This window comes from Bradyrhizobium sp. WD16 (genome assembly GCF_024181725.1).
Classification (GTDB): Bacteria; Pseudomonadota; Alphaproteobacteria; order Rhizobiales; family Xanthobacteraceae; genus Bradyrhizobium_A.
The window spans coordinates 959,326-971,491 of record NZ_CP028908.1 but is presented as its reverse complement, the minus strand read 5'-3'; the positions used below and the strand labels follow the sequence as shown (position 1 = coordinate 971,491).

At 64.1% G+C, this 12,166-nt stretch carries 11 protein-coding genes and 1 tRNA gene; 6 read left to right on the top strand and 6 right to left on the bottom strand.

Features of this window, described 5'->3' with window-relative positions; translation table 11 throughout:
• The first annotated feature begins 3 nt into the window (after nt 1-3).
• From DB459_RS04535 to DB459_RS04515, 5 genes are all read left to right on the top strand, one after another.
• Entirely contained in the window at nt 4-378 is a 375-nt protein-coding gene (locus tag DB459_RS04535) for a phasin family protein (protein WP_253711746.1), read from the top strand.
• Nucleotides 379-523: 145 nt separating this feature from the next.
• Nucleotides 524-970: a phasin family protein gene (locus DB459_RS04530; protein ID WP_253711745.1), complete on the top strand. Its 447-nt coding sequence runs from the start codon at nt 524-526 to the stop codon at nt 968-970.
• A gap of 133 nt (nt 971-1,103) precedes the next feature.
• A tRNA-His gene (locus DB459_RS04525) sits at nt 1,104-1,180 on the top strand.
• A 259-nt stretch (nt 1,181-1,439) separates the two neighbouring features.
• Nucleotides 1,440-1,817, top strand: coding sequence for a hypothetical protein (locus DB459_RS04520; protein WP_253711744.1), 378 nt, complete (start codon nt 1,440-1,442; stop codon nt 1,815-1,817).
• Between the two features lie 288 nt (nt 1,818-2,105).
• Nucleotides 2,106-2,786, top strand: coding sequence for a ParA family protein (locus DB459_RS04515; protein ID WP_253711743.1), 681 nt, complete (start codon nt 2,106-2,108; stop codon nt 2,784-2,786).
• 543 nt (nt 2,787-3,329) lie between these two features.
• Here DB459_RS04515 and DB459_RS04510 read toward each other — a convergent pair.
• Nucleotides 3,330-4,223 (bottom strand): LysR family transcriptional regulator, encoded by an 894-nt coding sequence (locus tag DB459_RS04510; protein ID WP_371926954.1) that lies wholly within the window; start codon nt 4,221-4,223, stop codon nt 3,330-3,332.
• A gap of 46 nt (nt 4,224-4,269) precedes the next feature.
• Nucleotides 4,270-5,265, bottom strand: a complete 996-nt coding sequence (trxB, locus tag DB459_RS04505) for a thioredoxin-disulfide reductase (protein WP_253711741.1) — start codon at nt 5,263-5,265, stop codon at nt 4,270-4,272.
• Between the two features lie 247 nt (nt 5,266-5,512).
• On the opposite strand from trxB, the gene DB459_RS04500 reads away from it, so the two are divergent.
• A complete protein-coding gene (locus DB459_RS04500) occupies nt 5,513-5,995 on the top strand; it encodes an Lrp/AsnC family transcriptional regulator (RefSeq protein WP_253711740.1) in 483 nt (160 codons plus the stop codon).
• Between the two features lie 92 nt (nt 5,996-6,087).
• Here the strand turns inward: DB459_RS04500 and DB459_RS04495 are convergent, their stop codons facing one another.
• From DB459_RS04495 to DB459_RS04480, 4 genes are all read right to left on the bottom strand, one after another.
• Nucleotides 6,088-6,486: a DoxX family protein gene (locus tag DB459_RS04495; protein ID WP_253711739.1), complete on the bottom strand. Its 399-nt coding sequence runs from the start codon at nt 6,484-6,486 to the stop codon at nt 6,088-6,090.
• Between the two features lie 425 nt (nt 6,487-6,911).
• Nucleotides 6,912-7,388 carry a transcription elongation factor GreA gene (greA, locus tag DB459_RS04490; protein WP_253711738.1) on the bottom strand — a complete coding sequence of 159 codons (477 nt, stop codon included), beginning with the start codon at nt 7,386-7,388 and terminating at the stop codon, nt 6,912-6,914.
• 172 nt (nt 7,389-7,560) lie between these two features.
• Nucleotides 7,561-10,890, bottom strand: a complete 3,330-nt coding sequence (carB, locus tag DB459_RS04485; protein ID WP_253711737.1) for a carbamoyl-phosphate synthase large subunit — start codon at nt 10,888-10,890, stop codon at nt 7,561-7,563.
• Nucleotides 10,891-11,452: 562 nt separating this feature from the next.
• Nucleotides 11,453-12,160 (bottom strand): class I SAM-dependent methyltransferase, encoded by a 708-nt coding sequence (locus DB459_RS04480; RefSeq protein ID WP_253711736.1) that lies wholly within the window; start codon nt 12,158-12,160, stop codon nt 11,453-11,455.
• Between the last annotated feature and the right edge of the window lie 6 nt (nt 12,161-12,166).

Here is a 12,166-nt window from a genome sequence, read left to right as displayed (position 1 = left end):
GCGATGGACCAGACCAACCGCTTTGAAATCCCCAAGGAGCTGCGCTCCATGGCCGAGGCCAGTTTCGATCAGGCCCGCAAGGCTTTCGAGACATTCCTCGGCTCGGCCCAGCAGGCCGCCAGCACGATCGAAGGCCGTGGCGAGGCGGTCCGCGCCGGCGCCAAGGAAGTCAGCGTCAAGGCGATCAGCTTTGCCGAGAAGAATGTCGCGGCTTCGCTCGACTACGCCGAGCATCTCCTCCAGGCCAAGGACCTGACCGAAGTCCTCAAATTGCACACTGACTACGTGCAGAACCAGATGCGCTCGCTGGCGGAGCAGGCCAGCGAAATCGGTCAGGCGGTGACCCGCGCCGCGATGGACGTGACCAAGCCCAAATAAGGCCGGGGCCGCCGTCGGAGGCGCCTGACCGTCGCTGGCCGCGAAGGGGGCTATATATTGCGTTGCACAAAAATGCCCGTATGATCCGGCACAAATGGGACGGCGCGGCCGTGTGGCCGCGTCCTCGGAACGACCCGGAGACCTGATGCCCCCTCGTGAACCCTTTTCGTTTTCGCCCGCAGGCTTCTCGGCGCTGAATTTCGCCGAACTCGCCGATTTACGTGGCTTCGCCGAGCAGGGCGTCGCCCAGTTTCGAGAGGGCTATGAGCAGCTGAAGACGGCGGCCGAATCCGGGGTCGGCGCGTTCGACGCGGCCGGGGAATCGGCTTTGCGCGGCGGCTGCGATTACGTCGCCAAGCTGCTCGAGATGTCCCGGAGCGCCACCGACGAGGCCTTCGATTTCGCCCATGCGCTGCTCGGATCGGCCTCGCTGCCCGACGCTCTCGATGTGGTGACGAACCATACTCGCAGGCAGATCGATACCTTCGCCGCCCAGTCGCGCGATCTCCTGGAACTCGGGCAAAAGGTCGCCGGCGAGACGGTGGCGCCGATCCGTGCGGCCGCGACCAGGGCTTTCGGCGAGGCAGGCTGAGCCTCTTTTCGCCGCGAATAGCGCTATTCGAGGCGACGCCGGCCTTGCCAAAGGCCGGCGTTGCTCATAGTTTCCGCCCCGTTCGCGGCGCTGCGGCCAGCTTGCCTGGTCCGCCCGGCGACCGCGCGGAAATGCAGTTGTAGCTCAGTTGGTTAGAGCGCCTGTCTGTGGAACAGGAGGTCGGTGGTTCGAGCCCACCCAACTGTACCACCGGTCCCACCCCATCCGTCCTGCCGTTCTTCCAAATTGGCCGCCCATGGCGATTGCCGCGGCGTCGCGCGCGAGTGCCTTGCGCTGCGCTGATGCTCCTCAGCGTGACAGCGGAGGATTTCTGGAGCCCGGCCTGGTACCCACGGCAAGTTTCTGCTCCTCTCGCGACCGGCCGCAGTGTGGCTGACACGCCACGCTTCTGGTTGACAGCACGGTGCCGCTCGGGCGTCCTGAGACAAAATCGAAGCTGGAGGGGACAATGTTCAGCGCGCTTTGGTTCGGGACGCTATGCAGTGCGGCCCTCGTTACGACGGCTGTCGGTTTGGGTGCGGCGCTCGCCGCCGACCAGGTGACAGGCCTCAAGGTGGTGGGGCAGGTCTTCAAGAAGGGCGGCTACAACACCGCCGGCATCGCCGACATCACCATCGCCAACGACAACGATTTCGCGGTCAAGGATCTCAAGGTCCGCTGCGTCTTCACCGATCGCAAGTCCGGCAAGGTCACCGAGATCCAGCAGTCGATCCCCGCGAGCGTGCCGGCCAAGGCGCAGCAGACGTTCAAGAAGGTCCGCTTTGCCTTCGTCGATACCCAGACCGCCGACGGCGCCTGCGAGGTCACCGGCGCCTCACGTCAATGACCTGTCTGGCGCGCCCGATCGCGCTGCACGCCGTTTCAGCTTTCGCCTCCGGCGCTGTTTTTCAGATAGTCTTCAGGATCGTCTTCGATTGACTCAATTCGGACTCGCAAAAGACCAGTCCGCGTCCAATTCAGGAAGATGAACGGTTCATACCCAAGCTATTCTGTGTCTCAAAAGCCAAAGCATCGGGGAATTACACGCGCTAGACGCTTGCAATCCAAATAATTCTTTATCGAATCAGGGAACCGATTCATTTTTGCCTCCGGGGGTCAATCTGGAGGCCAAGCTATGAACGTCATTGTTTTTGCTTCGCGTAAAGGGGGCTCTGGAAAGAGCACCCTCGCCGCCCATCTCGCGGCCCACGTCCATAAGGCGTCGAAACCTTGTCTGTTGATCGATGCCGATCCGCAAGGTTCGCTGAGCCTGTGGCAGAAGCTGCGCGGCACCAATGAGCCGCCGATCCGGGTGGCGTCGCGATCGGTGAGCGAGATCGTCGCCTCGGCCAAGCGCAACGGCTTCGAATATGTCTTCATCGACACCCCGCCGAACATGTCGGCGGTCGTCGAGGATGCCATCAGCAACGCCACCATGGTGATCATCCCGGCACGGCCCGGCGTCTTCGATGTCGATGCAGTGCAGGAGACCGTGGCGCTGTGCCGCTCGTCGCGTAAACCCTATGCGGTGGTGATCAACGGCGCTCCCGCGCTGCGCAATGATCAGGAAAGTCCGATCGTCACCATGGCGCGCGCGGCGCTGGCCAAGTTCCGCGCACCGGTCTGGGGCGGGCAGGTCAGCAACCGTGCCGATCTCCTGCTGGCACTCGCTCACGGTGAAGGCGTCAAGGAATACAACGCCGAAGGCCGCGCAGCGAGCGAGATCAACCGATTGTGGGCCGCCATCGACAAGTCGATCAAGGCCATCCGTGGGACGGTGTCGAGCGCCGGCGCAATGCACAAGCAGGCGGCTTGACCGTCATTTTTCTTGATCGTTGGGACGGCCAAAACGCGCGAGGCTCGCGCGTTTTCTGTTTCCGGAACCTCCCGGCGTTCGCGCTGCGGTGGCGGGCATGCCAAGCCGCGCAGGCCGGATCGCAGGCCCGGGATCGCAGCGTCGGTTCACACTGCTCGCCCTATGGTTGCAGCGGAGAAACGTCAAAGGAAATCGAGCACCAAAGAAAAAGCCGGGCCCAGGGCCCGGCTGTGCAGTTTTGGCCATGTGAGGCCGACACAATCACCTTCCAAGAGGGATAACTGAACGCCAGCGGCCACTGGAGGAGGGGGGGACGATACGCAACCGCAGGTTATCAGTGAAATTAAGTACACTCCCAATCTGAGCGCCCGGCAACGGAGGATGTCGCATGTCAGTCATGCGGCGTCACCGGGTAGCGGCCGATCGTTCCATTCCTAGAGCAAAATCCGGAAATCCGGGGCCGGTCTTCCGGATCTTGTTCTGTCAGCTCTGTCTTGAGCGCGATGGCGATTGGCCTCTCAAGTCACCGCGCCAACGGGCATTTCAGCCCGGCCAGCGCTGCGCCTTGCTGACCACAAAGTCGCGGAACACCTGGACGCGGGCCACGGTTTTCAGCTCTTCGGGATAGACGAAATAGGTGTCGAGCTGGATCGAGTCGGCTTCGCCGAACAGTTGCACCAGGCGATTGTTCTCGTCGACCAGGTAGTCGGGCAGTGCCGCGATGCCGAGGCCCTGCTGACAGGCCCGCAACAGGCCGAGGATGTTGTTGACCTTGAAATAGGCATCGCGCGGGCCCGAGCCGTTGCGACCCGCTTCGATCAGCCAGGTGCGGTTCTGCAGATGCTGCGGCACCTGAAGGTCGCTGAGCATGATGATGCGATGGTTGTCGAGGTCCTCGAGCGTGCGCGGGGTGCCGAACCGCTTGATGTAGTCCGGCGAGCAATAGGCGTGGAAGCCGATCGAGAACAGCTTGCGCTGGATCAGGTCGGGCTGGGTCGGCTTGCGGGTGCGGATAGCGACATCGGCCTCGCGCATCGACAGGTCGAGTTCCTCGTCCGTGACCATGAGCTGGATGCGGATCTCGGGATAGAGCGAGGTGAATTCGCCGAGGCGCGGGATCAGCCAGTTGATGCCGACGCCGGGCGTCGTCGTGACCTTGAGGTCGCCACTCGGCCGTTCGCGGCTGTCGGTGAGCTTGGCGCGTGCCGCCTGGAGCTGCATGAAGACGTCGTGGGCGGTGCGGAACAGCATGTCGCCCTGCTCGGTCAGGATGAGACCGCGGGCATGACGATGAAACAGCGACACCGAGAGCTCCTGCTCCAGCGCGCTGACCTGGCGGGACACCGCCGACTGCGACAACCCCAGCTGCTCGCCGGCATGCGTGAAGCTGCCCGCTTCAGCCGCGGCGTGGAAAACCTTCAACTTGTCCCAATCCATATCCGCAGATCCGTGACGATTCTGAGCCATCGCAGTTGTTCGCCTGCTATTCAGCGGCCGCGCGATCGACCGCAGCGAGGTGGATGAAGCGCTCGGCCTCGAGCGCGGCCATGCAGCCCATGCCGGCGGCGGTGACGGCCTGCCGGTAGGTCTCGTCGGCGACGTCGCCCGCGGCGAACACGCCGGGCACCGACGTCGCGGTCGAGTGCGGTCCGACTTCGACATAGCCCGAGGGTTTGAGCTTGAGCTGTCCGGCGACCAGTTCGGTGGCCGGCGCGTGGCCGATCGCGACGAAGACGCCGTCGGCGGGCAGGTCGGAGACCGCGCCGGTCTTCACGTTCTTGAGCCGGATATGGGTGACCTTGGCCGGGTTCTGCTCGCCGCGGATCTCTTCCACGGCGGTGTCCCAGATCACCTTGATCTTGGGATGCTTGAACAACCGGTCCTGCAGAATGCGCTCGGCGCGCAGCGAGTCGCGGCGATGCACCAGCGTCACTTGTGAGGCGAAATTGGTCAGGAACAGCGCCTCCTCGACCGCGGTGTTGCCGCCGCCGACGACGAAGACCTGCTTGCCGCGATAGAAGAAGCCGTCACAGGTGGCGCAGGCGGAGACGCCGAAGCCCTTGAAGGTTTCTTCCGTGGGCAGGCCGAGCCAGCGTGCCTGGGCGCCGGTGGCGAGAATCACCGTGTCCGCAAAATAGACGTCGCCGGAGTCGCAAGTGACGCGGAACGGGCGCTGGCCGAGTTCGAGCTTGTTGACGTAGTCGGTGACGATCCGGGTGCCGACGTGGCGGGCCTGGGCTTCCATCTGCTCCATCAGCCAGGGCCCCTGGATGACGTCGGCGAAGCCGGGATAATTCTCCACCTCGGTGGTGATGGTGAGCTGGCCGCCCGGCTGGATGCCCTGGATCAGCACCGGCTCGAGCATCGCGCGGGCCGCATAGATGGCGGCGGTATAGCCGGCAGGGCCGGAGCCGATGATCAGAACCTTGACGGACGTGGCGGAAGCGCCGGTGGCGGGCGAAGAGGCGGCTGACGACATAGCGTGGTCCTTGCCCCTGACGTCGGGGGCTGAGGGGGGCGAAAAATGCTCTGAAGTTGGCTGAGGGGCGTCGAAATCCAGCCACGAGCATCTTAGGGTATCTGGGCAGCCATGCAAGTTTTGCAATCCGGATTGCCCGTGGTCCCCGGTATCAACACCCTGAGGCGCAATAAAATTTCGCAAATTCCCGCCGGTAGGGTATGAAGCGCGAATTCCGCTTGCCGAAACACCAGGGAATCCGGCCTCAGTGTCCAAGGACCTCGACTCGATCGACCTCAAGATCCTCAGCGAAATCCAGGCGGACGGTCGAATCACCAATGTCGAACTCGCCAAGCGTGTCGGGATCTCTCCACCGCCCTGTCTGCGCCGGGTGAAGGCGCTGGAGGAGGCCGGCTACATCACCGGCTATCGCGGTCTGCTCGATCCGCACCGCCTCGGCTTCGACGTCACCGTATTTGCCGCGGTGCACCTCTCGAGCCAGGCGGAAGCCGATCTGCGTGCCTTCGAGGATTTCGTCCGGGCCGAACCGCTGGTGCGGGAGTGCTGGATGCTCTCCGGCGAGGTCGATTACATCCTCAAATGCGTGGCGCCCGACATGGCGACCTTCCAGCATTTCGTCGCCCATCTCACCGCCGCGCCCCATGTGCGCAACGTGCGCACCTCGCTGGTGCTGCAGAATTCCAAGAATTCCGCGGCCGTGCCGCTCGAGCTCAGGCTCGGTCGCGCCTGAGCGCACGAGCCGCTTCGCCTCTCCCCGCCAGACGTGAACCGCGCCGGCGAGCCGGCGCGGTTGTGACGGTGATCTTCTTGCCGAGCTGAGGCTTACTTCTTGCGCAGCAGCGCGGCATCGAGGCTCAACGGGCCGGCGCCCGCGAAGGTGAGATAGAGGAAGACGAAGCAGAATTCGATGGCGAGATTGCCGCCGTTGATGATCGGGAAGAAGTTGCGCCCGGCGTGGCCGAGGAAGTAGGCGAAGGCCATCTCACCGCAGACGATGAAAGCCACCGGGCGGGTGAACAGCCCGAGGATCAGCAGAATGCCGCCGATGAGCTCGAGCGTGCCCGCGGCGCCGTAGAGCGAGAACAGCTGTACCTTCTCGAACATCGGCACCGGCGGCCATTTGAGCAGCTTGGCGAATCCATATTGCAGGAAGAGCAGGCCGGTGATGATGCGCAGGATGCTGAGGACGCGGGGCGCCCAGCTTTGCAGGATGTTGTCCATGACGAGATTACCCCCTCTTTTGTCTGGAAGGTCCCTTCGCTAACGCAGGAAGCTGTCGCCGCGGATCACGTTGCAGTGAATCTTTCTGACAAGCGCGTCAGTCTCCGAATTACCGCCCCATTTGCCTCACGCTCGCACGGTAATTCGGAGACGTAAAGGACACTAGAAAAATCAAAGTGCTAGTGTGGCTTATGTCTCGCAATTGCCTACGAGAGACTGGCTGCAAAGAGGGTAGGCAGTTGCGAGACGCCACACTAGTTTCGCATTCTGAACCGGAAAGCGCATTGAAGCCGGAAGCACTTTGACGAAGCACTTCGACCCGGGACGGACAAAGGGCCGCCCGACAGCGGCCCTTCGACAGTCAAAGGGCCGCACCATGGCGGCCCCTGATGGTAGCGTCGGTTGCGGCGCTCTGGTGAGGGTAGTTACTTCCAGTCCACCTTGGTGATCTCGTAGGCCTTGGCGCCGCCTGGCGCCATCACCTCCACCGAGGAGCCCTTCTTCTTGCCGATCAGCGCACGCGCCAGCGGTGAGGAAATGGAGATCCGGCCTTTCTTCGCGTCGGCTTCGGTGTCGCCGACGATCTGCCACACCGCCTTCTTCTCGGTGTCCTCATCGACCAGCGTCACCGTGGCACCGAACATGATGGTGTCGCCGGACAGCTTGGAGACGTCGATCACATCGGCGCGCGCCAGCTTGTCTTCGAGTTCGGCGATGCGCCCCTCGTTGTGCGACTGCTGCTCCTTGGCGGCGTGATATTCCGCGTTTTCCGACAGGTCGCCATGGGAGCGCGCCTCGGCGATCTGTTCGATGATGCGCGGGCGTTCAACTTGCTGGCGCTGCCGCAGCTCATCTGCGAGGGCGGTGTGCCCGGCCTCGGTCATCGGAACTTTCTCTACCATTCGTCGTCGTCCTTCAAATCCCGCGCTCGGGAGCGGCAAGGCTCCGTCACGCGAAACGTTCTGTTGGTTCGCGGCCCGGTGCCGGCCCGGGCGTCGATAGGGAACACAAACGCAACCGCCCGGTTCCGAACAGCGGTCGGGGATTGCACGCGGACTGCGGCGCCAGGCCCGTTCAGCGGTTGGCTGAATAGCTCTGCAATGTGCGGACTTCGAGGTCCCCACCCAGATAGGCCCGGATCCCCTGCGCCGCCGCGACGGCGCCCGAAAGAGTGGTGTAGTATGGCACTTTATGCAAGAGGGCAGCGCGCCTCAGGGAACGGCTGTCGGCCAGGGCCTGGGGCCCCTCGGTGGTGTTGAAAACCAGCTGGACCTCGCCGTTGGTGATGGCGTCGACGATATGGGGCCGCCCCTCCAGCACCTTGTGGACTTTTTCGGCCGCAACGCCGTTTTCAGCCAGGAAGCGCTGGGTCCCGGAGGTCGCAATCACCTTGAAGCCAAGGTCCGCCAACAGCCGCACGGCCTCCAGGATGCGGGTCTTGTCGCTCTCCCGCACCGAGACGAAGACCGTGCCCGACCTCGGCACACGGGTGCCGCCGCCGAGCTGGCTCTTGGCGAAGGCGACGGCGAAGGAGCGGTCGACGCCCATGACTTCGCCGGTGGAGCGCATTTCCGGACCGAGAACCGTATCCACCCCGGGGAAGCGGGCGAAGGGGAAGACCGATTCCTTGACGCCGACATGCGCGAGTTTGGGCGGCTTCAGCTTGAAATCGGCGAGTTTCTCACCGGCCATGACCCGGGCCGCTATCTTCGCCACCGGAATGCCGACCACCTTGGCGACGAACGGTACCGTTCGGGATGCCCGAGGGTTGACCTCGAGCACGTAGATATCGCCGTCCTTGATGGCGTATTGCACGTTCATCAGTCCGACGACGTCGAGGCCGAGGGCGAGCTCGCGGGTCTGCCGCTCCAATTCGGCAATGGTCGCCGGGTCGAGGGAGTGCGGCGGCAGCGAGCAGGCCGAGTCGCCGGAATGGATGCCGGCCTCCTCAATATGCTCCATGATGCCGGCGATGAAAGTGTCCTTGCTGTCGCACAGGCAGTCGACGTCGATCTCGGTGGCGTCCGACAGATAGCGGTCGAACAGCAGCGGGTTCTTGCCGAGCACGGTGTTGATCTGCCCGGTCTTGTCGTTGGGGTAGCGCGCCTTGACGTCGGCCGGGACGAGCTCGGGCAGGGTGCCGAGCAGATAGTCGCCGAGCTGGCTGTCCTCGCGAATGATCTGCATGGCCCGGCCGCCGAGCACGTAGGAGGGCCGCACCACCAGCGGGAAACCGAGGTCCGCCGCCACCAGCCGCGCCTGCTCGACCGAATAGGCGATGCCGTTCTTCGGCTGCTTCAGGCGCAGCTTGTCGAGAACGCGCTTGAAGCGGTCGCGGTCCTCGGCGAGGTCGATGGCATCGGGCGAGGTGCCGAGGATCGGCACCTTCGCCTCTTCCAGCGCGCGGGCGAGCTTGAGCGGCGTCTGGCCGCCGAACTGGACGATGACGCCGTGCAGCGTGCCATTGGCGCGTTCGGTATCGATGATCTCGAGCACGTCCTCGGCGGTCAGCGGCTCGAAATACAGCCGGTCAGCGGTGTCGTAGTCGGTCGACACCGTCTCCGGATTGCAGTTGATCATGATCGTCTCATAGCCGACATCGTCCAGCGCGAAGCAGGCATGGCAGCAGCAATAGTCGAACTCGATGCCCTGGCCGATGCGGTTCGGGCCGCCGCCGAGAATGACCACCTTCTTGCGGTCCGAGGGCGCGCTTTCGTCGGCCGTATGACCGATGAAGGGCGTCTCGTAGGTCGAATACATATAGGCTGTCGGCGAGGCGAATTCGGCGGCGCAGGTGTCGATGCGCTTGAACACCGGGCGCACGCCGAGGGTGCGGCGCAGCGCCTTGACCTCGGTCTCGGTCTTGCCGGACAGCACGGCGAGACGCATGTCCGAGAATCCCGTCGCCTTCAGCGAACGCATGGCGAAGGCATTGCCGGGCAGGCCATGGGCCTGCACCCGCGCTTCCATGTCGACGATGCCGCGAATCTCGGCGAGGAACCACGGGTCGATCTTGCAGCAGTTGAAGATCTCCTCGTCGGACCAGCCGAGCCGCATCGCCTGGGCCACCTGCAGCAGCCGATTGGGCGTCGGTGTGCCGAGCGCGGCGCGGATGGCGTTCTTGTCGTCGCCCTTGCCGAGGCCCTCGATCTCGATCTCGTCGAGGCCCGTCAGGCCGGTCTCCAGGCCGCGCAAGGCCTTCTGCAGGCTCTCCTGGAAGGTGCGGCCGATCGCCATGACCTCGCCGACCGATTTCATCGAGGTGGTCAGGGTATTGCTGGCGCCGGGAAACTTCTCGAAGGCGAACCGCGGAATCTTGGTGACGACGTAGTCGATCGTCGGCTCGAACGAGGCCGGCGTGGCGCCGCCGGTGATGTCGTTGGCGATCTCGTCGAGGGTGTAGCCGACCGCGAGCTTGGCCGCGACCTTGGCGATCGGAAAGCCGGTGGCCTTGGAGGCCAGGGCCGACGAGCGCGAGACACGCGGATTCATCTCGATGACGACGAGGCGGCCGTCCACCGGATTGACGCCGAACTGCACGTTTGAGCCGCCGGTCTCGACCCCGATCTCGCGCAGAACCGCCAGCGAGGCGTCGCGCATGATCTGGTATTCCTTGTCGGTGAGCGTCAGCGCCGGGGCGACGGTGATGGAATCGCCGGTATGCACGCCCATCGGATCGAGATTTTCGATGGAGCAGATGATGATGCAGTTGTCGTGCTTGTCGCGCACGACCTCCATCTCGTACTCCTTCCAGCCCAGCACGGATTCCTCGATCAGGACCTCGCTGGTGGGCGAGGCGTCGATGCCGCGCTCGACGATCTCGATGAATTCCGCCTTGGTATAGGCGACGCCGCCGCCGGTGCCGCCCATGGTGAAGGACGGCCGGATGATCGCCGGCAGGCCGATCTGCTCGAGCGCGCGCAGGGCATCCGGCAGCGTCTTCGTCTGGGTCGAGCGTGGCGTCTCGAGGCCGATCCTGGTCATCGCCTCGCGGAACCGGCCGCGGTCCTCGGCCTTGTCGATGGCGTCGGCGGTGGCGCCGATCATCTCGACGTCGAACTTCTCGAGGGTGCCCTGGCGGCGCAGCGACAGCGCGCAGTTCAGCGCGGTCTGGCCGCCCATGGTCGGCAGCAGGGCGAAGCCGCCCGGCACCGCGTAGCGCTCCTTCTCGATGATCTTGGCGACGATTTCCGGCGTGATCGGCTCGATATAGGTGGCGTCGGCGAGATCCGGATCGGTCATGATCGTCGCCGGATTGGAGTTCACCAGGACGATGCGATAGCCCTCCTCCTTCAGCGTCTTCACCGCCTGCGTGCCGGAATAGTCGAATTCGCAGGCCTGGCCGATCACGATGGGGCCGGCGCCGATGATCAGGATGGTGGATATGTCAGTTCGTTTGGGCATCGCGTCTCGCTAGCGCGGGCGGGGAAAACTGGGCACAAAAAAAGGGCGCGCTCCTCGCGCGTCCTCAAGGCCGGGCGCCGAGAGCTGGCCTCGCGCGGGGCTGTCTTTAGACGAGATTCTGGAGGGGGGGAAGGGGATAGAGGGCGCCCAAACGCCCTGTCCGCAGGCAAAAATGCCGATAAATCAACGTCGGACATGCAGATCCGACGAGTCTGGAGGCCCGGCCTGGCTTCGAACCAGGATAGAAGGCTTTGCACAGCCCCCGCGTAAACTTCCGCCACCGGGCCGGATGCAATAATACCGCAAGGGCCGGCCGGCGCCTAGTGTCCTGTCTCCGAATTACCGCCCTATTAGCCTCACGCTCGCACGGTAATTCGGAGACATAAAGGACACTAGCAAAATCAAAGCGCTAGTGTGGCTTATGTCTCGCAATTGCCTACGACAGACTGGCCGCAAAGGCGGTAGGCAATTGCGAGACGCCTAGTGCCAGCTTTCCGAAGTTCGTGTCCGGAGGATGCCAGTCTAACGGCTGCTGTTGCACTGATCGGCCCCGTGGAACGGGTCAGGGGCCGGCTGAGAAAGCGTGGCGGGCGATAAAGGTCATGCGCGCGGGGTTGTGGCCGACATTGACGTGGGCGCGGCTCGCGGAGAAGCCCGCCGCGGTCAGCCTCGCCAGCATGTCCTGTTCGCTGTAGCGCTGCAGCCCGATCTGGCTGCGCAATTGCCAATAGTCGGACAGATAAGTGCGCATGAGCCCGATCACGGCGTCTTTGACGAAGCCGTGGCGCCAAGCCATGCGCAGCAGCGCCATGACGTCGGTCGCGGCGCCGACATCGGGCCGCAGGACGTCGCCGAGCACGAAACGGCCCGAGGGTTTCAGCAGGCGGCGGATGGTGGCGAAGGCGGCGTCGAGTTCGGCCGGCGTCATGTATTGCGCCACCGAGATCATGACCGCGAGATCGACCGAGGCGGGCTCGAGATGGCGCAGGTCTTCGAGGGCGCGGACCTTGACGTTCAGGTCGCCGGCATAGCGCGCGATGAGGCGGCCGCGGACGCCAGGCGCCGGCTCGGCGAGGATCAGCTTGGCGCAACGGGCCGCCACCCGCCCCGCCGAAGTGGCTTCGCCGCAGGAATAGTCCAGCACCACCGCGTCGGGCGAGGAGATGTAGCCGATGATATCATCGGCGATGATGCTGAAATGCAGATCGCGGTGAAGCTTGCTGACATAGATGGTGTGGGTGGAATCGTAATAGTCGATCCAGTCATCCATGGCGCG